Source organism: Cryobacterium sp. 10C3, from assembly GCF_034314285.1.
Taxonomy (GTDB): domain Bacteria; phylum Actinomycetota; class Actinomycetes; order Actinomycetales; family Microbacteriaceae; genus Cryobacterium; species Cryobacterium glucosi.
The window spans coordinates 3,986,283-4,008,883 of sequence record NZ_JAVIWF010000002.1 but is presented as its reverse complement, the minus strand read 5'-3'; the positions used below and the strand labels follow the sequence as shown (position 1 = coordinate 4,008,883).

At 70.0% G+C, this 22,601-nt stretch carries 22 protein-coding genes, 1 pseudogene and 1 riboswitch; of the genes and pseudogenes, 8 read left to right on the top strand and 15 right to left on the bottom strand.

The features are described from left to right. Nucleotides 1-63: 63 nt before the first annotated feature. Nucleotides 64-525: a hypothetical protein gene (locus tag RGU41_RS20125; protein WP_134450001.1), complete on the top strand. Its 462-nt coding sequence runs from the start codon at nt 64-66 to the stop codon at nt 523-525. A gap of 112 nt (nt 526-637) precedes the next feature. On the opposite strand, the gene RGU41_RS20120 is transcribed toward RGU41_RS20125, so the two are convergent. The 4 genes from RGU41_RS20120 to RGU41_RS20105 are packed head-to-tail and all read right to left on the bottom strand — an operon-like array spanning nt 638 to nt 3,763. Beyond that, the gene (locus RGU41_RS20120) at nt 638-1,978 is read right to left on the bottom strand and encodes a DUF445 domain-containing protein (RefSeq protein ID WP_322137217.1); all 1,341 of its coding nucleotides are present in this window, start codon (nt 1,976-1,978) and stop codon (nt 638-640) included. 10 nt (nt 1,979-1,988) lie between these two features. Further along, complete coding sequence (locus RGU41_RS20115; RefSeq protein ID WP_322137216.1) at nt 1,989-2,927, bottom strand: aldose 1-epimerase family protein; 939 nt, start codon at nt 2,925-2,927, stop codon at nt 1,989-1,991. 9 nt (nt 2,928-2,936) lie between these two features. Further along, nucleotides 2,937-3,488 carry a hypothetical protein gene (locus tag RGU41_RS20110; RefSeq protein WP_322137215.1) on the bottom strand — a complete coding sequence of 184 codons (552 nt, stop codon included), beginning with the start codon at nt 3,486-3,488 and terminating at the stop codon, nt 2,937-2,939. Beyond that, nucleotides 3,485-3,763: a DeoR family transcriptional regulator gene (locus RGU41_RS20105; protein ID WP_322137214.1), complete on the bottom strand. Its 279-nt coding sequence runs from the start codon at nt 3,761-3,763 to the stop codon at nt 3,485-3,487. Before RGU41_RS20105 ends, RGU41_RS20110 begins: the two co-directional genes overlap by 4 nt. Before the next feature lie 97 nt (nt 3,764-3,860). On the opposite strand from RGU41_RS20105, the gene galT reads away from it, so the two are divergent. Further along, nucleotides 3,861-5,021 (top strand): galactose-1-phosphate uridylyltransferase, encoded by a 1,161-nt coding sequence (gene galT, locus RGU41_RS20100; protein ID WP_134449997.1) that lies wholly within the window; start codon nt 3,861-3,863, stop codon nt 5,019-5,021. Further along, entirely contained in the window at nt 5,018-6,178 is a 1,161-nt protein-coding gene (galK, locus tag RGU41_RS20095; protein ID WP_322137213.1) for a galactokinase, read from the top strand. Before galT ends, galK begins: the two co-directional genes overlap by 4 nt. A gap of 99 nt (nt 6,179-6,277) precedes the next feature. Here the strand turns inward: galK and RGU41_RS20090 are convergent, their stop codons facing one another. After that, nucleotides 6,278-6,766: a YbaK/EbsC family protein gene (locus RGU41_RS20090; RefSeq protein ID WP_322137212.1), complete on the bottom strand. Its 489-nt coding sequence runs from the start codon at nt 6,764-6,766 to the stop codon at nt 6,278-6,280. Nucleotides 6,767-6,931: 165 nt separating this feature from the next. Between RGU41_RS20090 and RGU41_RS20085 the strand changes: the two genes are divergently transcribed. Then, nucleotides 6,932-7,468 (top strand): gamma carbonic anhydrase family protein, encoded by a 537-nt coding sequence (locus RGU41_RS20085; protein WP_134561609.1) that lies wholly within the window; start codon nt 6,932-6,934, stop codon nt 7,466-7,468. A gap of 132 nt (nt 7,469-7,600) precedes the next feature. On the opposite strand, the gene RGU41_RS20080 is transcribed toward RGU41_RS20085, so the two are convergent. From RGU41_RS20080 to RGU41_RS20040, 9 genes are all read right to left on the bottom strand, one after another. After that, complete coding sequence (locus RGU41_RS20080) at nt 7,601-8,482, bottom strand: bifunctional methylenetetrahydrofolate dehydrogenase/methenyltetrahydrofolate cyclohydrolase (RefSeq protein WP_134449993.1); 882 nt, start codon at nt 8,480-8,482, stop codon at nt 7,601-7,603. Between the two features lie 167 nt (nt 8,483-8,649). Next, entirely contained in the window at nt 8,650-9,948 is a 1,299-nt protein-coding gene (glyA, locus tag RGU41_RS20075; protein ID WP_134449992.1) for a serine hydroxymethyltransferase, read from the bottom strand. A gap of 24 nt (nt 9,949-9,972) precedes the next feature. Continuing rightward, nucleotides 9,973-10,062: riboswitch (ZMP/ZTP riboswitch) on the bottom strand. A gap of 5 nt (nt 10,063-10,067) precedes the next feature. Continuing rightward, nucleotides 10,068-10,424, bottom strand: a complete 357-nt coding sequence (mnhG, locus tag RGU41_RS20070; protein WP_322137211.1) for a monovalent cation/H(+) antiporter subunit G — start codon at nt 10,422-10,424, stop codon at nt 10,068-10,070. Beyond that, nucleotides 10,421-10,684 carry a monovalent cation/H+ antiporter complex subunit F gene (locus tag RGU41_RS20065; RefSeq protein WP_174774608.1) on the bottom strand — a complete coding sequence of 88 codons (264 nt, stop codon included), beginning with the start codon at nt 10,682-10,684 and terminating at the stop codon, nt 10,421-10,423. Before RGU41_RS20065 ends, mnhG begins: the two co-directional genes overlap by 4 nt. Beyond that, a complete protein-coding gene (locus tag RGU41_RS20060; protein ID WP_322137210.1) occupies nt 10,684-11,358 on the bottom strand; it encodes a Na+/H+ antiporter subunit E in 675 nt (224 codons plus the stop codon). Before RGU41_RS20060 ends, RGU41_RS20065 begins: the two co-directional genes overlap by 1 nt. Next, entirely contained in the window at nt 11,355-12,923 is a 1,569-nt protein-coding gene (locus RGU41_RS20055; RefSeq protein WP_322137209.1) for a Na+/H+ antiporter subunit D, read from the bottom strand. The genes RGU41_RS20060 and RGU41_RS20055 overlap by 4 nt, the downstream gene beginning before the upstream one ends. Beyond that, the gene (locus tag RGU41_RS20050; protein WP_322137208.1) at nt 12,920-13,462 is read right to left on the bottom strand and encodes a sodium:proton antiporter; all 543 of its coding nucleotides are present in this window, start codon (nt 13,460-13,462) and stop codon (nt 12,920-12,922) included. Before RGU41_RS20050 ends, RGU41_RS20055 begins: the two co-directional genes overlap by 4 nt. Continuing rightward, the gene (gene mbhE, locus RGU41_RS20045; RefSeq protein WP_322137207.1) at nt 13,459-15,120 is read right to left on the bottom strand and encodes a hydrogen gas-evolving membrane-bound hydrogenase subunit E; all 1,662 of its coding nucleotides are present in this window, start codon (nt 15,118-15,120) and stop codon (nt 13,459-13,461) included. Before mbhE ends, RGU41_RS20050 begins: the two co-directional genes overlap by 4 nt. Beyond that, the gene (locus tag RGU41_RS20040; RefSeq protein WP_322137206.1) at nt 15,081-16,430 is read right to left on the bottom strand and encodes a proton-conducting transporter membrane subunit; all 1,350 of its coding nucleotides are present in this window, start codon (nt 16,428-16,430) and stop codon (nt 15,081-15,083) included. The genes mbhE and RGU41_RS20040 overlap by 40 nt, the downstream gene beginning before the upstream one ends. 136 nt (nt 16,431-16,566) lie before the next feature. Here RGU41_RS20040 and RGU41_RS20035 point away from each other — a divergent pair, with 136 nt between their 5' ends. From RGU41_RS20035 to RGU41_RS20025, 3 genes are all read left to right on the top strand, one after another. After that, on the top strand, nt 16,567-18,180 hold the full coding sequence (locus RGU41_RS20035; RefSeq protein ID WP_134449985.1) for an amino acid permease: 1,614 nt from the start codon (nt 16,567-16,569) through the stop codon (nt 18,178-18,180). Nucleotides 18,181-18,484: 304 nt separating this feature from the next. Beyond that, nucleotides 18,485-19,705 carry a glycosyltransferase family 2 protein gene (locus RGU41_RS20030; protein ID WP_322137205.1) on the top strand — a complete coding sequence of 407 codons (1,221 nt, stop codon included), beginning with the start codon at nt 18,485-18,487 and terminating at the stop codon, nt 19,703-19,705. After that, entirely contained in the window at nt 19,705-20,238 is a 534-nt protein-coding gene (locus RGU41_RS20025; RefSeq protein WP_322137204.1) for a hypothetical protein, read from the top strand. The genes RGU41_RS20030 and RGU41_RS20025 overlap by 1 nt, the downstream gene beginning before the upstream one ends. Here the strand turns inward: RGU41_RS20025 and RGU41_RS20020 are convergent. After that, nucleotides 20,146-21,570, bottom strand: coding sequence for an MFS transporter (locus tag RGU41_RS20020; protein WP_322137203.1), 1,425 nt, complete (start codon nt 21,568-21,570; stop codon nt 20,146-20,148). The two genes, RGU41_RS20025 and RGU41_RS20020, sit on opposite strands and share 93 nt — an antisense overlap. Before the next feature lie 156 nt (nt 21,571-21,726). On the opposite strand from RGU41_RS20020, the pseudogene purU reads away from it, so the two are divergent. Beyond that, nucleotides 21,727-22,601, top strand: a pseudogene (gene purU / locus RGU41_RS20015) (formyltetrahydrofolate deformylase).

The following is a 22,601-nucleotide window of genomic DNA, read 5'->3' as shown; positions in this document are numbered from 1 at the left end:
GCGCTGCGGGCACACAGCGGAGCGGGAGCTGCGGGGTGACGCGACAATTCAAGGAGGTCGCACGTGGAAAGAATTAACGAAGAAGTCGAGACCGAAACCGGCACCATCGAAAAGTACCGCCGGCACGCGAACGGACGCGGACTGGTCTCCGGCGGGGCGCGGGTCGACCCGTCCGCCTTCATCTCCGGAACGGCATACGTCGAGAGCGGAGCCAAGGTGGGTGCGGAGGCCTGGATCGGACCGGGCAGCTGGATCGACCACAACGCCCTTGTCGGAGCGCGGGCCTTCATCGGCCAGAACGTGCACGTCGGCGTCGACGCCGTGATCGGCGCGGCCGCCCGTCTCGGAAGCCACTCCCGGATCGGAGACGGCGCCCGGGTACAGAGCGGAGCCGTCGTCGACCGTGACATCCGGATCCCGCAGGGCGGCATCGTGACCGCCGCGGCACGCGCGCAGGCACGACCGACCGGGACGCGGCATCCGCTCGATACGGAAGCGCCGACCCGCTTGCGCCGCGCCGCCTGAGCAGCCACCGTGACCGGGCGAGGCCCCGACCGGGTGATACCGGTCGGGGCCTCGCCGCGTCGGGCCGCGGAGGCTCCGCTCTGCTCTGGTGTACTTTGCCTAGACGCCCGGCTTAGAGGAGGGTGACGGCGGCCTGGGCGACGGCGAAGATCGCGAGCCCCGCAAGAGAGCCGACGACGGTGCCGTTGATCCGGATGTACTGGAGGTCGCGTCCGACCTGCAGCTCGATCTTCTCGCTCGTCTCCGCGGCATCCCAGCGTTCGACCGTCTCGGTGATGACACCGGCGATCTCGTCCCGGTACGTCCGCACGAGGTACGTGACCGAGTCGGCGATCCAGCGATCGATGCGCCCTCCGAGCGCGCCGTCGCCGGCGAGCCGCTCGCCCACCTCGATCACGGTCGCACGGATGCCGTCCCTCAGGTCGCTCGACGGGTCGCCGAGCGACGCCACGAGGGACACCTTCACGGCCTCCCAGGTCTCGCTCGCGAACTCGCGCAGGCGGGCGCTGTCCAGGAGCTCGAGCTTCAGGGTCTCGACCCGGTTGATCATCGCCGGGTCGTGCTCGAGGTCGTCGGCCAGCTCGACAAGGTAACGGTCGATGGCCTCGCGAAGCGGATGCGCGGCATCCGCCCGCACGGCGGCGACGAACCCGAGTACCTCGCGGTGCGCCCTGTCGTCGACGAGGCGGTCGACGAAGCCGGGGAGCCAGCCGGGCAGCCGAGCGGACACGGCCTTTCCGAAGGCCTCCGGGTGGGCTTCGAGCCAGGCCTCCGCGCGATCCAGGAGCAGGTCGACGACCGCGTGCTGCTGCCCGGAGGCGAGCAGGCGCGCGCCGACCCTGCCGATCGGCGGCGCCCACTCCGGACGCACGAGGTGCTCGCGCGCCACGGTCTCGATGAGGTCCTTGATCGCGTCGTCGCTCAGGAGAGTGAGCAGCCCGGTGCCGGCGACGGAGATCTCCTCGGTGAGCCTGCTGGCGTTGTCTGGCAGCTTCAACCAGGTGCCGAGTCTCCTGGACACCCCGATCGAGTCGAGCTTGCCGCGGACGACCTGCTCGGAGAGGAAGTTGGTACCCACGAATTCGCCGAGGCTCGCGCCGATCTCGTCTTTACGGCTCGCGATGATGTTGGTGTGCGGGATGCGCAGGCCGAGCGGATACCGGAACAGCGCGGTCACGGCGAACCAGTCGGCGAGGGCGCCCACCATGCCGCCCTCGGCGGCGGCCCTGACGTAGTGCAGTGCGGGAATACGATCCTGCAGCGCAAACGAGACCGCGAAGACGAGCGCCATCAGGAGGAGCAGCGCGAGGGCGAGCCGCTTCATCCTGACCAGGGCCACCAGCCGGGCCGCGTCTGCGGGGCTGAGCACAGCGGTACGGCGCCGCCTGGTGCCGCGGGGCTTCGGCCGACCGGGTGTCGACCGGCCCGGCGTCGGTTCGCGCGTCAGCGCCATGGATGCGACCCTAGGCCTGGAATCCGGTCGGGCGGATGGCCCAGCGCACGGTCCAGGACTCGTCCGGCGCGAGCCAGCGGAGGCCGGCCCCCGAGTTGAATGCGTCGGCGGGCGCGGTCATCGGCTCGATCGCGACGGCGCGGCCGGGCATGGGGCTCGCGCCATCGCTCGCCGTGACGGGAAACTCGGTCGGGGTGAAGACCTGCACGTACCGCATGTTCTCGTCGCCCCAGACGGTGACCCTGCGGCCGTCCGGAGCGGTGAGCGAGTGCTCGCGTCCGGCGCCGCCGAAGGCGTCGTCGAGCGCGAGATCGGCGACGCGCACACCGGCACGGAGGTCGTAGCCGGTGCCGCCGACCGGGGTGTCGACACCGGTCGGGTTGAGCCGGGCATCCACTTCGAGGTGCGTGTCCGCGTCGACGCGCAACACGAGGTCCTCTGTGGGGACGTCGCCGATCTTGAGGTACGGGTGCACGCCGATGGCCACGGGGGCGTTCTCTGTGCCGACGTTGTGGACGGTGTGGGTGACCTCGAGGCCCGTGTCGGTGAGGGCATAGGTCACGCTCGTGTCGAGCTGGAACGGGAAGCCGGACTGGGGGAACACGGTCGCGGCGAGGGTCACGGCCGCAGCGTCCCGCTCGACGAGGCGATACGGGGTGAAGCGGAGGAGTCCGTGAATGGCGTTGTTCAGGAGGGGCTCGGTGATGCTGAGCTGCTGCCTGTCCTCGCCGTGCCGCCAGATCCCGTCGCGGATGCGGTTGGGCCACGGCACGAGCACGATGCCCGCAGACATCGGCGGCTCGACCGCCGCAGCGAAGGTCTCCACGAGGTCCATGCCGTTCAGGGCATAGGCCCGGATCCCGGCGGCGACCTCGGTGATCGTCGCCGTGGCCCGCCCGTCCGGGGTCTCGTGTGTCAGTTCGTACTGGGTTCCGGTGGCTGCGCGCATGGGACCAGCCTATTCGCCCTGGAGCACGGTGAGTCCGGCCTCGCGGAGCCGGGCCAGCGCATCGGGGTGCGCTGCGGCATCCGTCAGCAGGGAATCGAAGGCATCGAGGGGGCCGACCCTGCCGAGGTGCACCCGGCCGAGCTTGGAGCCGTCCGCGACCACGATCGCCCGGGTCGCCGCCTGGAGCATGAGGGTCTTGACGCCGGCTTCCGGCAGGTTGATGTTCGTGACCCCGCCTCCCGCGTCGACGCCGTTGCAGCCGATGAAGGCGAGGTCGGCGTGGACCTGGCTGAGCACGGTCGCGGCGAGCGGCTCCACGAGGGAGTGCTGCAACGGCCGGAGCGAACCGCCCGTGACGATCACGGTGAAGCGCGGGATGGCGGGCTCGAGCTCGAGGGCGATACTGAGCCCGTTGGTGATCACGACGACGTCGCTCAGCTCCGTACGGGCGAGCAGGGCACGGGCGATGGCGAGGTTGGTCGTGCCGACGTCGAGGATCACGCTCTGCCCGCTCACGACGAGGGATGCGGCGAGCGCCCCGATCTGCTGCTTCGGTATCACGGATGCCCCGAGCGACTCTTCGAAAGAGGGCTCGGTGTCCGCGGCGAGCGTCGACCCCTGGGCCAGCGCGGGCACCGCTCCCCGTGCACCCGATGCACGAGCCCCTCCGTCTCGAGTGCGTCGAGGTCGGCGCGCGCGGTGACCCCGGACACACCGAAGGCCTCGCGCAGCTCACTCACCCGCACGAAGCCGCGCTCGTCGACGAGCCGGCGGATCTGCTCCCTGCGCTGGTGCTGCGGGAGCAGCTCGCGGTCTGCCGGCGTCTCGAATGTCATAACCCCATCTTCGCTTACTTTCTTTTAGTTATCAATTAGAAACCGCTGGTTTCGGTTGCGCAGATCCGCTAACGTGGTGAGGGTTATGGACACCGTCATGGATAGCGCAGGCTTCGTCGCCGCACCCGGAATCACCCGTCACCACCACACCCTGGCCGACGGCCGGGACCTCATCTACTTCGACGACCCGGACACGCGGCTCTCGCCCGAACGCGCCGCCGATACCCGCCAGCTCGACCCGCGCCCGCCGACGGCGAGCATGCGCCAGGACCCGCTCAGCGGCGAATGGGTCTCGATCGCGTCCGCACGCCAGAACCGGGTGTTCCTGCCGCCGGCGAACCTCGACCCGCTCGCGCCGTCGACGCCGGAGAACCCGAGCGAGGTGCCGAGCAACTACGACGTTGCCGTGTTCGAGAACAAGTCGCCGTCCTTCGGGCCATTGCTCACCGACGCGAACGCGCCGGCAGGGCTCGCCGAGCTCTCCGAGATCGGCCTCGGGCGCACCCGCACCTCAGTCGGGCGCTGCGAGGTCGTCTGCTTCAGCCCCGAGAACGAGGGCTCCTTCGCGAGCCTCTCCGTCACCAGGGCCCGCACCGTGATCGAGGCATGGGCCGAGCGCACCCACGTGCTCTCGCAGCTCCCGGGCATCCAGCAGGTGTTCCCCTTCGAGAACCGCGGCGAGGCGATCGGCGTGACGCTGCGGCATCCGCACGGCCAGATCTACTCGTACCCGTACGTCACCCCGCGCACCCAGCGCGTGATCGCGTCGCTCGAAACCTACGGTCCCACTCTCTTCGCCGACGTGCTCGCAAGCGAACAGGCCGCCGACCGGGTCATCATCCGCGGCGAGCACTGGACCGCGTTCGTGCCCTTCGCGGCCCGCTGGCCCATCGAGGTGCACATGCTGCCGCACCGCCAGATCCCCGACTTCGCGGCGACGAGCCTCGCCGAACGCGACGAACTCGCGGTGCTCTACCGGCGGCTCCTGCGCGGCATCGACGCGATCTATTCGACGCCGACACCGTACATCGCGGCGTGGCACCAGGCCCCCGTACACACTCACCGGGACGACATCCGCCTGATGCTGCAGGTCACGAGTCCGCGCCGGGCAGAGGACAAGCTGAAGTATCTCGCCGGATCGGAGGCTGCGATGGGTGCGTGGATCGGCGACGTCACTCCCGAGCAGGCGGCTGCGGGCATCCGTGCCGCCGTCGAACGGTCGATGGCTGCGGATGCCGCAAGCGAGGCCCGCGCATGAGCGCCCTCGATTCCGCAGCGACCGCAGGTTTCGCCAATCGCTTCGCCGGCGAGCCGGACGGCCTCTGGTCGGCGCCCGGACGGGTGAACCTGATCGGGGAGCACACCGACTACAACGACGGCTTCGTACTGCCGTTCGCGATCGACCGGCGCACCGTGATTGCGCTGGCCGCACGCAGCGACCGGCTGATGCGAGTGGCGAGCTCGTTCTCCGACGAGATCGTCGAGGTCTCCCTCGACGGGCTGACCCCCGACATCCTCGCGGGCTGGTCGGCGTACCCGCTCGGAGTCGCCTGGGCGCTCGGCGAATTCGGGGCGCCGCTGTCGACGGCGGCCGGTTTCGACGTGTACATCGTCTCGGACGTGCCGATCGGGGCCGGCCTGTCGTCGTCGGCTGCGATCGAGAGCGCGATCGCGGTCGCCCTCAACGACGTCTGGGGGCTCGGCTTCGACCGGCGCACCCTCGCCCGGGTCGGCCAGCTCGCCGAGAACCGCGCCGTCGGGGCGCCGACGGGCATCATGGACCAGTCCGCCTCCCTGCTCGGAGAGAAGGACTCCGCGGTCTTCCTCGACTGCCGCACGCTCGAGTCAGAGGTCGTTCCGCTCGGCTTCGACGCGGCGGGACTCGAGCTGCTGATCATCGACACGAAGGTGAGCCACGAGCACTCGACGGGCGGGTACGCCTCGCGCCGGGCATCCTGCGAACTCGGCGCCCGGCTGCTCGGGGTCGACTCGCTCCGCGACCTCGGGGTCGTCGACCTCGCGCGGGCCGCTGAGCTGCTCGACGACGAGACGTTCCGCCGGGTGCGGCACGTGATCACCGAGAACCAGCGGGTGCTCGACACCGTGCGCACGCTGCGCGAGTCCGGCCCGGCGGCGATCGGCGCGCTTCTCGACGCCTCGCACACCTCGATGCGCGACGACTTCGAGATCTCGGTTCCCGAACTCGACCTCGCGGTCGTCGCGGCGCGCGGCGCGGGTGCCCTCGGCGCGCGGATGACGGGAGGCGGCTTCGGCGGTGCCGCGATCGCGCTCACGCCGCACGAGCTGATCCCGGCGGTCACCGCTGCGGTCCGGTCCGCGTTCGCGGATGCCGGGTTCGGCGCCCCGGACACCTTCGTGGTGCGCGCGGCCGACGGCGCCGGCCGGGAGGGCTGACCCCTCCCCGGCTTCCCCGTCCTGCACATCGGTCCGGCCGCTGCGGCGCTGCCAGTAGAACACTGGGCGGCACGGCAGACGGCCGGGAACCTGCAGGAGTTATGCCGATTCGGGCGGGGTGACGGGCGCGGCCGTTCCTGCAGTGATGCGGAGCAGTTCGGCAAAGCTGGTCGGGAAGACGGTGTGGGCGTGGCCGGCCGCCGCCCACACTTCGGGATACCCATCCAGGTCGACGTCGACGAGGGTGCGGAGCGGACTCGGATGCCCGACCGGCGCAACGCCGCCGATGACCTGCCCGGTCGCGCTCTTGACGAGTTCCTTCGACGCCCGGCCGATCGTGCCGCCGAGCCTCTCGCCAAGCCACTGCGTGTCGACGCGGTGAGCTCCAGAGGTCAGCACGAGCAACGGCTCGCCGTCGAGGGTGAAGACGAGGGAGTTGGCGATCGCGCCCGGCTCGATGCCGAGGGCGTCGGCCGCCTGCTGCGCGGTCGTCGCCGCCTCATCGAGCCAGCGGATGTCCGGCGCGAGCCCGAAGGCGGCGAGCGCCTCCCGCACGCGGTCGACGGCGGGGTGTGCGGTGTTCACCATCGCGCCAGCCTATCCCGTCCCGAATTCAGGAGTTGCGGCCCGTTTCGGGTCGCACAAGCGCTTTCCCGGGGCCAGGACTGCTCAACTCCTGAATTCGGCGCAGGCCACTTCTGGAGTTGAGACAGGGGAAGGGCGCGGGACGGATGCCGCACTAGGCTGGCGCGTATGACTGCAGACAGCGCCGCCCGCATCATCACTCTTCCCGACCGGCCGGGGCCGAGCATCGCGGACTCCGCGTTCGTCGCCCCTGGTGCGGTGCTCGTGGGGCATGTGATCCTCGCCGAACACGCAAGCGTCTGGTACAACTCGGTGCTGCGCGCGGAGGCGGAACCGATCCGGATCGGGGCAGGCTCGAACCTGCAGGACAACGTCTCCTGCCACGTCGACCACGGTTTCCCGCTCATCGTGGGCCGGGACGTGTCCGTCGGGCACGGCGCGGTGCTGCACGGCTGCGTCGTCGAGGACGGCGCCCTGATCGGCATGAAGGCGACCGTGCTCAACGGCGCCGTGATCGGTACGGGTTCCCTCGTCGCGGCCGGGGCCGTCGTGCTCGAAGGCACGATCGTGCCGCCGTATTCGCTCGTCGCCGGGGTCCCGGCCAAGGTACGCCGACCCCTGACGGATGCCGAGGTCGCGGGCATCCGCCAGAATGCCGCGAACTACCTCGACCACGCCGCCCTCCACACCGCCGCCCTCGCCTGACCCGCCCGGGACGGCCGGGCCGGTTCCGTGAGGTGTCGCATATCGACGCGAAGGTCGATATGCGACACCTCAGCGATCACGCGAGCGTTTCCCGGGGGCGACGCGGCGGGTGCTGGGAAGCGCGGGGCTGGGCTAGAGCAGGGCGCGCTCGGCGGCCTTGACCACGTTGCCGAGCAGCATGGCGCGGGTCATCGGTCCGACGCCGCGGGGGTTCGGGGAGAGGTAGCCTGCGACCTCTGCGACGTCGGGGTGCACGTCGCCGGTGAGGACGCCCTTGCCGGTGACGGGGTCGACCAGGCGGGTGATGCCGACGTCGAGAACTGCGGCGCCCGGCTTGATCCAGTCAGCCTGGACCAGGTGCGGCACACCGACCGCGGCCACGACGATGTCCGCGCGGCGGACCTCCTCCGGCAGGTCGACCGTGCGCGAGTGGGTGAGGGTGACGGTCGCGTCGAGGCCCTTGCGGGTGAAGAGCAGGCCGAGCGGCCTCCCGACGGTGAGCCCGCGGCCGATCACGACGACCTTGCGGCCGACGATCGGCACATCGTAGCGGCGTAGCAGCTCGACGATCCCGGCCGGCGTGCACGGCAGCGGCGAGCTGAGCTTGCCTTCGATGCCGAGGACGAGCCTGCCGAGGTTGGTCGGGTGCAGGCCGTCCGCGTCCTTGGCCGGGTCGATCAGTTCGAGCATGGCGTTCTCGTTGTGGCCGACGGGAAGCGGCAACTGGATGATGTAGCCGGTGACCTCGCGGCTGGAGTTCAGGTCCTTGATCGCGGCGCGGACATCCGCGGTCGTCGCCGATGCGGGCAGGTCGATGCGGATCGACTCGATGCCGACTTCGGCGCAGTCGCGGTGCTTGCCCGCGACGTACGAACGTGAACCCGGGTCATCGCCCACGAGCAGGGTGCCGAGCCCGGGAACGATCCCGTGCGCACGCAGCTCGGTGACACGGGCGATGAGTTCGGTCTTCACGGCGGACGCGGTCGCGACTCCGTCGAGGGTGATTGCCGTCATGCGTGATCCAATCGTTTGGTGCTTTCGAGCGCGGTTGACCCCCGCGTTCGCCGAACCAATTCGACGGAGTTTCTGGTCGAAAACCCCGAAAACGGGCTTCCCACGTGCGTGTTTCCCAAAAACTCCGTCGAATTCGTCAGGGGTGGTGGTGCAGGATGCGGCGTGCGCTACTGGTGCAGGCCGGGGTACAGCGGGAAGGCCTCGGTGAGCGTCTTGACCCGGGCGCGGAGCGCCTGCACGTCGGCGCCGGGCTTGAGGGCCTCAGCGATGACGTCGGACACGACGGTGAACTCGGCGTCGCCGAAGCCGCGGGTCGCGAGGGCGGGCGTGCCGATCCGCAGGCCGCTCGTGACCATCGGCGGGCGCGGGTCGAACGGCACCGAGTTGCGGTTGACCGTGATGCCGACCTCGTGGAGGGCGTCCTCGGCCTGCTGTCCGTTGATCTCGGAGTGGCGCAGGTCGGCGAGCACGAGATGCACGTCGGTGCCGCCGGTGAGCACGTCGACGCCGGCGGCGCGCGAGTCGTCTGCCGTCAGGCGGGCGGCGAGGATGCTGGCCCCGCGCAGGGTGCGCTCCTGGCGTTCCTTGAATTCCGGCTCGGCCGCGAGCTTGAACGCGGTCGCCTTGGCGGCGATGACGTGCATGAGCGGACCGCCCTGCTGCCCGGGGAACACGTTCGAGTTGAGCTTCTTCGCGAGCGCGGTGTCCCGGGACAGGATGAAGCCGGACCGGGGGCCGGCGAGGGTCTTGTGCACGGTCGAGGACACGACGTCGGCGTGCGGCACCGGTGACGGGTGCAGGCCGGCGGCGACGAGCCCGGCGAAGTGCGCCATGTCGACCCAGAGCAGGGCGCCGACCTCGTCCGCGATCGCGCGGAACGCGGCGAAGTCGAGGTGGCGCGGGTATGCCGACCAGCCGGCGATGATGACCTTCGGCTTGTGCTCGAGGGCCTTGTCGCGGACGACGTCCATGTCGACGAGGAAGGTGTCCGGGTCGACGCCGTACGCGACCGGGTTGTAGAGCTTGCCGGAGAAGTTGAGCTTCATGCCGTGGGTGAGGTGGCCGCCGTGGGCGAGCTCGAGACCGAGGATGGTGTCGCCGGGCGTTGCGATCGCGGAGAGCACAGCGGCGTTCGCGGTGGCACCGGAGTGCGGCTGCACGTTCGCGTACGCTGCGCCGAAGAGGGACTTGGCCCGCGCGATCGCGAGCTCCTCTGCGACGTCGACGAACTCGCATCCGCCGTAGTAGCGACGCCCCGGGTAGCCCTCGGCGTACTTGTTGGTGAGCACGGAGCCCTGCGACTGCAGGATGGCGCGCGGCACGAAGTTCTCGCTCGCGATCATCTCGAGGTAGTCGCGCTGGCGACCCAGTTCGAGTTCGAGGACGGCGGCGATCTCGGGGTCGACGACCTCAAGCGGCTCGTTGAAGGTGGAATGCAGCGTGGTACCAGGCACAGATTCGGACACGGGTCTCCTCAGACTTGAATTAATCGTCGTGGCCCAGGCGTGCGGCCACTAACCGTGTCAGTCGCTCCCCGATGGTGACCCATCTTTCGTGCTACGCCAGTTGCGACACGCAAATCCTATCAGGCGCCGCGGTCTCCGCGCCGGTTCGCGCGTCCGAGCTCGTCGACGACGAGCAGTTCCGGCCGGAACCGGTCGGTGTCGTGCGCGACCCTGGCGATGAGGTGCGCGGCCATCGGGGCGGTGAGCGCCTGGAAGGCCACGATCGCGACCGAGAGCGTGACGGTGCCGAGGGTGAAGTTGTTGACCGCGACATCCACCGTCACGGCGATGAGGCCGAAGATCTGCGGCTTGGTCGCCGCGTGCAGCCTGCTGAGCACATCCCGGAAGCGCAGCAGGCCGACGCCGGCCGCGAGGCACATCAGGGCGGCGGAGAGCACGAGCACCGCCGTGACCACATCGCCGATCACCGCGGTCACGAGTGCTCCTTCCCGCCGAGGAAGCGGCCGACGGCGAGCGAGCCGAGCACCGCGAACAGGGCGAGCACGAGCAGCACCGGCAGGGTGTCGACGTGCCGGTTGATCGCCATCTCCGCGCCGAGCGCGCAGATCACGGTCGCGACGAGCACATCGGAGGCGATCACGCGGTCGAGGACAGACGGGCCGCGAATGATGCGGTACACCGCGCACAGTCCCCCGGCGCCGAACAGCACGGCGGCTACGATCACGACGACTCCCATCAGGTTTCCTTTCCCGTGTCGTCCAGGTTCCGGCGGTCCCTGTCGTCGTCATTCCGAGCGGATGCCGCGCGCGCGTCCCCGGCCACGGCGCCCGTTGCCGCCGCAACGGCGGCCACAGCATCGCCGAGGGCGAGTCGTTCGAGGTCTTCGCGCGAGCCGAACGCGCGCACGATGCGCCGCTCGGTCGCGAGCACGCTCACCCGGAACCGGTCGATCTGGGCGTGCGTGCGCACGTTCAGCACGTGCAGGTAGAGCGTGGAGCTCACCCGGTCGGTGTCGATGACGATCGATCCGGGCACGATCGAGGTCGCAACGGCCGTCCAGGTCAGGATGAGGTCGCTCCGGGTGCGGAGCGGCACCGCGATGATCGCGCTGTCCGGACCGGCGGGCCTCCTGAGGGGCCTGAGGGCCAGCCAGGCGACCTGCACGGACGCGCGCACGATGTCGCCGAACAGCCGCAGCAGGAACGCGAGGGCGCCTGCCGGGCTGATCCGGCCGCTCAGCTGCACGGCGGGCAGGTAGAAAACGACGGAGACGAGCGCGGCGAGCAGGGCTCCGGTCACGAGGTTGAGCCAGGAGAAGCTGCCCCAGAGCAGCATCCAGAGCAGTACGAGCCCGAGCCAGAGCGGGAGCTGGTTCAGGAGGGCGGCGCGGCGCTCCGCGCGGGTCGTCACGGTGTGCCGCCAGGGAAGACCGCGTCGACATAGTCGCTCGGGGCCTCGATATCGGCGGCGGCCCGCGCCGCGAAGTCGAAGACGGGACCCGCGAAGACCGTCAGCCCGATGGTCAGCACGAGCAGCCCGGCGGTCGCGCCGACCATGAGCCGGGAGACGGTCTTGGTCACGACCGTTCCGTCGTCGTGCGGGTCGTCGGTGAGGCGGTCGAGCATGGCCGAGTCGTAGTTCTCGACCTCGCGGCGCGGGCGCCAGAAGGCCATGTTCCACGCGCGGGCGAGGGCGTAGAGGGTCAGGAGCGAGGTGGCCGCTCCCGCCCCGATCACCGCCCACGCGAGCGGGGTGCCGAGCTGGGCCCCGGCCTGGAACAGGGCGAACTTGCCGAGGAAGCCGGAGAACGGCGGGATGCCGCCGAGGTTCATCGCGCCGATGAAGAACAGCACTGCGACGACGGGAGCGGCCTTGAGCATGCCGCCCAGCCGGGCGAGGGAAGTCGTGCCGCCGACGCGCTCGATGAGCCCGGCCGAAAGGAACAGGGTGGTCTGGACGCTGATGTGGTGCACGACGTAGAAGATCGTCGCGGCGAGGGCGAGCGGGGTGCCGATCGCGATGCCGAAGATCAGGTAGCCGATGTGGCTGACCAGGGTGAAGGACAGCAGCCTCTTGATGTCGGCCTGGGCGAGTGCGCCGAGAATGCCGATCAGCATCGTGAGCGCGGCGACGATGAGGAGCGGCACCTGGAACGGGTTGCTCGGGAAGAGCAGGGTCTGGGTGCGCAGGATCGCGTAGACGCCGACCTTGGTGAGCAGGCCCGCGAAGACCGCCGTGACCGGGGCGGGTGCGGTCGGGTAGGAATCCGGGAGCCAGAACGACAGCGGGAACACGGCGGCCTTCACCGAGAAGGCGAGGAGGAGCATCAGCCCGAGGATGCCCTGCACGTCTCCGGGCAGGGCGGGGATGCGTTCGGCGAGGAGGGCGAGGGTCACGGTCCCCGTCGCGCCGTAGATCAGGGCGATCGAGCTGAGGAAGAGGATCGACGAGACCAGGCTCACGACGATGTAGGTGACGCCGGCACGGATGCGCGCACCGGTACCACCGAGGGTGAGCAGCACATAGCTGGCCGAGAGCAGCATCTCGAAGCCGACGTAGAGGTTGAACAGGTCACCGGCGATGAAGGCGTTGAACAGCCCGGCGGCGAGCACGAGGTAGGTCGGGTGGAAGATCGAGACGGGGGTTTCCCTGTCGCCGTCGATGATGCCCTGGCCGACGGCGAAGAGCAGCACGCCGAGGAGCATCACGGCCGAGACGAGCAGCATGAGAGCCGAGAGTCGGTCCACGACGAGCACGATCCCCCACGGCGCCTGCCAGCCGCCGACGTGCACGACGGCGGGTCCCTGCTGGTCGACGAGCACGAGGAGCGTGGCGCTGATCAGGGCGACCGTGGCCAGCGAGGCGACGCCGACAGCGATCTGGGTCACGGTGCGCCGGCCGAGGGCGAGCGTGATCGCGCTGCCGAGCAGCGGGACGGCGACGACGAGGGGGACGAGGATGGTCGCAAGGTTCATCGGGCGGCATCCGTGTTCCCGGGGCGGGCGGGCGCTCCGTCGTCGTGATCGTAGTCGTCCGGGTCGTCGTGATCGTCGGGGTCGTCGTGATCGCTCGCGTCGTCGTGATCGCTCGCGTCGAGGGAGGCGCGCACGGCCGCGTCATCGTCCGCGGAGGACCGGAAGTCCTGCTCCGCGGAGGACGCGGTCTCCGCAGCGTGCTCGTCGGTGAGGGTGTCGCCCTCGTCGCCGAGCTGGGCAAGCCACCAGGCGCGATAGACCAGGGCGAGGATGAGGGCGGTCACGCCGAAATTGATCACTATCGCGGTCAGCATCAGGATCTGCGGCACGGGATCGACCATGTCGGCATCGCTCGCGGTTCCGGTGATGATCGGCGAGCTGCCCGGCCGGCCGCTCATGATGAAGATCAGCAGGTTGGTCGCGTTCCCGACGAGCACGAACCCGATCAGCACCCGGGTCAGGCTGCGCTCGAGCATGATGTAGACGCCGGCCGCGTAGAGCACGGCCATGACGACGACGAGGGTCAGGGAGGCGCTCACGGGACCACCTCCGGCACCGGCTCCGCGCCCGGTTCTGACACCGGGGCACCCGCGGCATCGGAGCCGGAACCGGTCGCGGAGGCGTCGGACCCGGCGGGCGGAGCCTCACCGGCCTCGCTCTGCCGGTCGATCTCGCTGCCGAGGCTGCGGAGGATGTCGAGTGCCAGGCCGATCACGACGAGGTAGACGCCGATGTCGAAAACAGTGGAGGTGCCGAAGGAGAGGTGCCCGAGCACGGGAACGTCGACGCTCGCGTACGCCGACTGCAGGGGGATCCCGGTGACGAACAGTGAGGCGACCGCGGTGCCGACGGCGAGGATCACTCCGAGGCCGAGGATCTTGCCCGGGTCGATCGGGGCGGCTTCGCCGAGTTCGTAGCGTCCTCCGGCGAGGTAGCGGGCGACGAGGGCGAGCCCGGCGAGGAGCCCGCCGGCGAATCCGCCCCCTGGCGCGTTGTGCCCGGCGAAGAGCAGGAACACCGACACGACGATCGCGGGGTGGAAGAGAAGCCGCACGATGACCTCGATCAGGATCGACCGGTCCTCCGGCTTGATCGTGCGCCCGGCGAGCAGCCAGGACTGCCGGGTGACGGCGTGGCCGGCCGAGGAGGCCTGCGGGTCGGCTACGACGCGGCGACGGTTGCGCGGTGACCGCTGGGTGCGGGAGCCCTTCAGACGCGGCAGGGTCTCGGTGCGCCCGGACACGAAGAGCAGGCTCGCGACGCCGGTCGCGACGACGATGAGCACGGACACCTCCCCCATCGTGTCCCAGGCCCGGATGTCGACGAGTGCGACGTTGACGATGTTGGTGCCGTGCGCCTCGAGCGTCAGGCGCGGCAGCTCGAGCGCGATGCTCGGCGCCTGCCTGGCGCCGAGGGCGATCATGGCGATGGTGCCCATCGTCGCCCCGACCAGCACCCCGATCAGGGCGCGGCGCCTGCGATGCAACGGCGCGTTCGGGCGGGTGACCCTCGCCGGCAGCCGGCGCAGCACGAGCACGAAGACCACGAGGGTCATCGTCTCCACGAGAGCCTGGGTCAGGGCGAGGTCGGGTGCGCCGTGGAAGGCGAACAGGGCCACGAGGCCATAGCCGGTGACTCCCGCGAGCAGCACCGACGTCATCCGCTGCCCTGAGCGGGACGCCGCGATCGCCGCAACGCCCATGATCACGGCGATGATGACCTGGCCCGGGTAGTCCCAGAGCACGACCGAGTCCGGCCAGGTGCGGTTGACCAGGGAGGCGAAGCCGAGCGCGAGCACGAAGACCACGAGGATCGTGCCGAGGTACTGCGGCAGGCCGCCGCGCTGCGCGAAGTGGGTGAGCCTCGCCGCGGTGCGATCGACGCTGCGCACCAGCAGCCCATAGCCCCGACCGGCGTCGACGGCCCCCGGCACCCGCTCCTGCAGCACCGCGACCCCGCGACGCTTCCAGAACATCACGGCGCCGAGCGTGAGCACGACAGCGGTGATGCCCAGGGCGGGTTCGAATCCGTGCCAGAGGGCGAGGTGCGCGTGCCCTCCGCCGGGGACGGTGTCCGCGTACGGCGCGAGCAGCGGGTCGAGCCGGCCGGCCAGCGGGCCGAGCGCGATCGTCGCGACGGCGAGTAGTCCCGGGGCGATCAGGATGTCCCAGCGGCTCGGGTGCAGGGCCGTCTGCACCAGCGCCCCCTCGTTCCGAACGCGCCGTGGAAAAAGCGGATGCTGTACGCCACGGTCAGCAGGGAGCCCACCGCCGTGCCGGCGAGCGCCACCCAGCCCCAGCCGTCGCCGTGCAGTGCCGCCTCGAGGAACGCCGTGAAGACGGCCTCCTTGGCGACGAATCCGAGCAGGGGTGGAAGTCCGGCCATCGACGCCACGGGGACGAGCGCGATCACGGCGAGCGCCGGGTCGCTGCGGCCGATTCCGGAGAGCTTCCGGAGGTCGCGGGTGCCCGCGCGGTGGTCGATGATCCCCACGACGAGGAAGAGCGCCGCCTTGTAGAGCGCGTGGGCGAGGAGGAGCGCGGCCCCGGCGAGCGCCGCGTCGCGGGTGCCGAATCCGACGACGACCATGATGAAGCCGAGCTGGCTCACGGTTCCGTAGGCGAGCACGAGCTTGAGGTCGTGCTGCCGCAGGGAACGCCAGGCGCCCACGAGCATGGTCCAGACGCCGATCGTCATGAGCACCGGCATCCACCCCTCGGTGTCTGCATACCCGGGGGCGAGCCGGGCGACGAGGTAGATGCCGGCCTTGACCATGGCGGCGGCGTGCAGGTAGGCGCTGACCGGGGTGGGGGCGGCCATCGCGGCGGGGAGCCAGAAGTGGAAGGGGACGAGAGCCGACTTGGACAGGGCCCCGACGAGGATGAGCAGGATGGCCCAGGTCGCGACCGGGCCGGTGACGGGTTGGGCGACGAGCAGGGCGAGCGAGGTCGTCCCTGCCTCGACGCTGAGCATCACGACGCCGACGAGCATGACGAGTCCGCCGAAGGTCGTCACGATCAGGGCCTGGAGCGCGGCGCCCCTGCTCTCCCTGCGGAAGGTGTAATGGCCGATCAACAGGTAGGAGAGCACGCTCGTGATCTCCCAGAACATGAACATCACGACCACGTCGTCCGCGGTCACGAGCCCGTACATGGTGCCTGCGAAGGCGAGGAGGCAGGCTGCGAAGCGGCCGAGCGCCGGTTCGTCAGCGTCGAAGTAGCGGGCGCAGTACACGAGCACGAGGGCGCCGACGCCGGTCACGACGAGGGCGAGCAGCCAGGCGAGGGTGTCGACGCGGAAGGACAGCGCGACGCCGAGCTGCGGGATCCACGGGATGCTCGAGGTTTCGGAACCTCCGCGCGTGACGGTCGCGGTCTGCGTGAGCGTGAAGACGAACGCCGCCGCAGGCAGAAGCGCGATCAGGTAGAACACCTTGGTGGACAGCACGCGGGTGAGCGCCGGCGTCAGGACGGACAGCGCCAGGAAGGCGAGGAGGATCGTCGTCATGCGGCCTCCGGCTCTGTTTCTCGGGTCAGGGGTACGGAAAACCAGTCTACCGAGTGCCCGGTGGACGGACCCTGTTAGGGGCGCCGGCGCCCCACGGGTAGGGTGGGCGAAAAGCAACTGGATCGGAAGTGCCCCCATGACGAGTGCCATCCGGGGGCCGCAACGCCCCGATCCGACCGGGTCAGGGGCTGAGGCAGAGCCAGCGCAGCCTCACGAGCACGGGCACCACGGCCTGCCCGTCGAGACGCCGCTCGAGCACATCCACGATGCGACGAGCGTGCACGAGGATGCGGGCCTGCACAAGGGGCTCAAGGGCCGGCAGGTGCAGATGATCGCGATCGGCGGCGCGATCGGCACCGGGCTCTTCCTCGGCGCCGGCGGCCGGCTCGCCTCAGCGGGTCCTTCCCTCGTCTTCGTCTACGCGATCTGCGGGTTCTTCGCGTTCCTGATCCTGCGCGCACTCGGCGAGCTCGTCCTGCACCGCCCGTCGTCCGGCTCCTTCGTCTCGTATGCGCGCGAATTCTTCGGCGAGAAGGCCGCGTTCGTCACCGGCTGGCTGTACTGGATCAACTGGGTGATGACGGCGATCGTCGATGTCACCGCCGTCGCGCTGTACATGAACTTCTTCGCCAAGTACTGGGCGCCGTTCGGGAGCGTGCCGCAGTGGCTCTACGCGCTGACGGCCCTCGCGGTCGTGCTGTGCCTCAACCTGCTGTCGGTGAGCGTCTTCGGCGAGCTCGAGTTCTGGTTCGCGCTGATCAAGGTCGTTGCGATCGTGTCCTTCCTGCTCGTCGGCACCTGGATGGTGATCTTCGGCACCCCGATCCCGGGCCAGGAGGCCGGCTTCAGCCTGATCGCGGACAACGGCGGCTGGTTCCCCAACGGGGTGCTCGCCTCGATCGTCGTCGTGCAGGGCGTCGTCTTCGCCTACGCCTCGATCGAACTCGTCGGCACGACCGCCGGAGAGACCGCCCATCCGGAGACGGTGATGCCCAAGGCGATCAACACCGTGATCGTGCGCATCGCGGTCTTCTACGTCGGCTCGATCCTGCTGCTCTCGCTGCTGCTGCCGTACACCGCGTACCAGGCAGGCGTCAGCCCCTTCGTGACGTTCTTCGGCAGCATCGGCGTCGGCGGGGTCGACGTGATCATGAACCTCGTCGTGCTGACCGCGGCGCTGTCGTCGCTCAATGCCGGCCTCTACTCGACGGGACGGATCCTCCGGTCGATGTCGCTCGCGGGATCGGCGCCGCGCTTCGCCGGAAAGGTGAGCCGGACCGGGGTGCCGTTCGGCGGCATCCTCTTGACGGGCTTCGTCACCCTGCTCGGTGTCGGCCTCAATGCGATCGTGCCGGATGAGGCGTTCGAGATCGTGCTCAACATGGCGGCGATCGGGATCATCAGCGCGTGGGGGATGATCGTGCTCTGCCAGCTGCGCCTGCAGGCCTGGGCGAAGCGCGGGATCCTGAAACGGCCGGCGTTCCGCCTGTTCGGGGCTCCATACACCGGTTATGCGAGCCTCGGGTTCCTGGCGACGGTTCTCGTGCTGATGGCCTTCGACTGGCCGGTCGGCACGCTCACGATCAGTTCCCTGATCGTGATCATCCCGGCGCTCGTGGTCGGCTGGTATGCGTGCCGCGGCCGGATCCTGCAGATCGCGCTCGCCCGCGACGGCAAGACCGGGGCCTTCCCGATCAAGGCGAACCGGCCGCTCGCCGACGAGAACGGGACCGGGCGGCCTCCCCGCTAAACCGCACCACGCCGCACCGCACCGCACCCGCCGGGACACTGCGGTACCACGCGATATTGTGCACAATCTTCCGCACGGCCCGATACGATCTGATGCATGGGGGCACAACAACTGGGCCGGGCGGTGGGCCTCGTCATCGCGGGACTCGCCACGGGCGCGGCGGCCGTGCTCTGGTTCCTGGTCGCCTCCGGCGAGCACGCCCCGGTGCGGCCCCCTCCCGGATCGTGCTCTTCGGCGTGCTCCCGGTGTCGTACGACCCGAGCGCGCCGGGCCCCGGGCGATCCTCGGCGCCATCGCCCTCTCCGTGCTCTTCGCCGCAGGCATCGCCCTGCTCGAACGCCGCGCGACGAACCGGTCCCGACGGTCCTCCAACGCGCACCTGACCCCGCTCGCACCGAAGATCGTGATGGTCCCGCCGGCAGGAGTCTTCGCCGGGCCCGTGACGGTGACCGTGCTGATCCCGGCTCACAACGAGGCCCTGTCGCTCCCTGTGACCCTGGCCTCCCTTCTCACCCAGTCGCATCCGCCGGAGCGCGTCATCGTCGTCGCGGACAACTGCACCGACGACACCGTCACCATCGCCCGTGCACACGGCGTCGAGGTCGTCGAATCCGTGGGCAACACCCAGAAGAAGGCGGGTGCCCTGAACCAGGCCCTCAAACGGGTCCTGCCCGGACAGCTCGACAACGACGTCGTCATGATCATGGACGCGGACACCGCGCTCGATGACGGCTTCCTCGCCGAGGCGGTCACCCGGTTCACGAGCGATCGCGCCCTGATGGCGATCGGGGGCCTCTTCTACGGGGAGCCGGGGTTCGGCCTGCTCGGACTGCTGCAGCGCAACGAATACGTGCGCTACTCGCGGGAACTCGCCAGGCGGCGCGGCCGCGTCTTCGTCCTGACCGGGACGGCGTCGTTGTTCCGGCCCCTCGCGCTGCGGTCCGTGGCCGAGAACCGCGGTGTCACCATTCCCGGGGTGCCCGGCGACGTCTACGACACGTACGCGCTCACCGAGGACAACGAGCTGACCCTCGCGTTGAAGTCCCTCGGCGGACTGATCACCTCCCCCACCCAGTGCACCGTGGTGACGGAGCTGATGCCGACGCTCCCCGCGCTCTGGCAGCAGCGCCTGCGCTGGCAACGCGGCGCCCTCGAGAATATCGGCACCTACGGCCTGACCCCGGCGACCCTCCGCTACTGGGCGCAGCAACTCGGCATCGGGTACAGCGTCATCGCCCTGACCTCGTTCCTGTCGCTGATGGTGCTGACCCTGCTCGCGGTCAGCACCTGGATCTGGTTCCCGTTCTGGCTCTGCCTGGGCCTCGTCTTCGTCACCGAACGCGTGGTCACCGTGTGGAAGGGCGGCTGGCGGGCCCGCCTGCTCGCGGTCACCGTGCTCCCCGAACTCTGCTTCGACATGTTCCTGAACGTGGTCTACGTCAAGGGCATCGTCGACATCACCCTCGGCAGGCAGGCGGACTGGGAACACGCGAGCAGGCAGGTCGGAACCGGGAGCGCCGCCTGATGCCGGTCCACGTCCTCAGCCAGGTGCCCGCAGGCATCCTGCTGCCCGACACGATCCTCGCCTCAGAGTTCTTCGCCGTCTTCTCGGCCTTCGTCGGGATCAATACCGTCATCTACGTGGTCCTGGCCGTCGCCAAGATCCTGCCGAAGATCTACTTCACCGACTGGGTCAGGGGCAGCAACCGGCGGGCCGCCGCCCGCAGCATCTACGCGGTGGCGGAAATACCGGTGCGGCCGCCGCCTCCCGCCACCACGGTCGCCGTGACGGCCCTCGAGGCATCCGTGCGCCGGGTGCGCGAGTCGGCGCATCCGCTCGCAGGAGTGCATGCGGGAGCGCACAGCGGTGCGCTCGCGTCGACGCACGGCGGGACGCACGCGGAGGCACACGGCGGGACGCACGCGGCTACGCACATGGCTAGGCACGCGGCACCGCATGCCGCGCTACGCGGCCGAGCGGCGGCGGATCACCAGCTGGCTCACCAGCACGAGCACGAGCGCGGCGACGAGGATCCCGACGTAGACGAACGGCACTGACGTGATGCCCGAGCGTTCGAGGAGGATCCCTCCGAGGAGGGCGCCGCCGCCGATCCCGGTGTTGAACGCGGTCGTGTAGAAAGCGCTCGCGGTGTCGCGGATGCGACGGGAGGCGGTGTGCATCAGCCGGGTCTGCAGGAGGGCGGGGAGCGCTCCGAACGCGATGCCCCAAAGCAGGAACGCGACGATGGCGACCGGGAGCATGCCGCTCCAGATGCTCAGCGCCGAGACGCTGACCGCACTCACGACGAGGCCGAGCACGATGCCGAGCTGGGGCCGGGCGGCGAACACCGTGCCGCTGAGGAGCAGTCCGACGGCACCGGCGATCCCGTAGGCGAAGAGGAACGGAGCGATCGCGGACGGATCGACCCCGAGGCCGTCGATCAGGAACGGCGCGATGTACGTGTAGAAGGAGTAGTGACCGATCATGATCAGGGCTGCGATGACGCAGATCAGGGCGACGGGAGCGATCGTGGGGTCCCGGCGCGCGGGCGCCTGGGGGCGCGGGGCTGCTGTCGGGGCCGGGTCGGTCACGGCTGCCTGGTCGGTCACGGCTGCTGACGTGGTCTCGAGCGGCGCAGCGCTCGCGTCCGGGGCATCGGGGGCGGATACCGCGGCATCCGCTGCCTGCGCCGGTACGCCCTGGTCGCCGCGCGGCGGGGAGACGTAGTGCTCGACCTTCGGCAGGAACCGCCAGACGAGGGCCGCGCCGATGAGCATGAGCACGGCGAGCAGCACGAAGGACAGCCGCCAGCCGAGCGCATGCCCGGCCGCCGTCCCGAGCGGCACGCCGAAGACGAAGGCGAGGGTGCCGCCGGAGATCGTGATCGAGATCGCCCGACCGATCTGTTCCTTGGGCACGAGGTGGGCGGAGTACGCCCCGACGACGCCCCAGAACAGGCCGTGGGCGAGGCCGCCGAGCACCCGGGTGGCGACGACGAGTTCGTAGCTCGGGGCGAGCGCGGTGAGCACGTTGCTGAGCGCGAAAACGAGGAGCACGAACACGATGAGTCCGTGCCGGGGCAGCCGTTTCGTGAGCAGGGCCAGCGGCGTGCTCGTGAGCACGACGGTGAACGCGAACCAGCTCACAAGCAGGCCCGTCTGCGACTGCGGCACTCCGAGCGATCCGCTCATCTCCGGGAGCAGGCCGGTCGGCAGCATCTCGCTGGTGACGGAGAGGAACACGGCACCGGAGAGGGCGAGCAGCCCGATCCACGGGAAGCGGGCAGGAGGCGTCGAGGCGACCGAGCCGGTGCGGGGGCGGTCGGAGTGCGCGGTGGCGGAGTTGGCGGGATCGAAGCGGGGCAGCTCGATCGGCGAAGTCAGGGACATGGGTGTGCTCACAGAGGGCTGGGCCTGCAGCCCGCGCGGGGCCGGGCCGGCGCCAGCCGGATCGTGTGCGCGCAGCGTGCGCGCCCGGGGCCTGTCGCTTGTGCCGGCCGCATCCAGCCTAACCGACAGCCTGACAGCAGCCGATAGCCTAGACGGATGACTAGTTCCACTCCGCTGCCCGCACACCACCACTGGGTCATCGCCCTCGTCTGCGTCGACCAGCCGGGCATCGTCCACGCCGTGAGCGGCGCCATCGTGCAGGCTCACGGCAACATTACCGAGAGCCAGCAGTTCACGAGCGCCGACACCGGCCGGTTCTTCATGCGACTCCAGATCGAGACTCCCGCCTCACGCGAGGCGCTCACGGCGGCGCTCGCACCCGTCGCCGAGCGCTACGCGATGACGTCGGTGATCGACGTCGTCGGCCGCCCGCTCCGCACCCTCGTGCTCGCCTCGACGGCGGGCAACTGCGTGAACGACCTGCTCTTCCGACACCGGGGCGGCCAGGTGCCGATCGAGATCCCGCTGGTGCTGAGCAACCACGGCACCCTGCGCGACCTCGTCGGCTTCTACGGGGTGCCGTTCGAATCGCTCCCCATCACGGATGCCGCGAGCAAGGCCGCCTTCGAAGCCCGGGTGATCGAGGCTATCGAGGACAACGACATCGAGCTCGTCGTGCTCGCGCGGTACATGCAGATCCTGTCCCCTGAACTGTGCGCGGTCCTCGAGGGCCGGGCCATCAACATCCACCACTCGTTCCTGCCGGGGTTCAAGGGTGCGAACCCGTACAAGCAGGCCCACGCGCGCGGGGTCAAGCTGATCGGTGCCACGGCCCACTACGTCACCGCGCGACCTCGACGAAGGCCCGATCATCGAGCAGGAACGTGGTCCGGGTGGACCACTCCCGCACGCCGGCCGAGCTCGTCGCGATCGGCCAGGACGAGGAGAGCCGCACCCTCACGCAGGCGGTGACCTGGTTCGCCGAGCACCGGGTGCTGCTCGACGGGGCCCGGACGATCATCTTCAAGTAG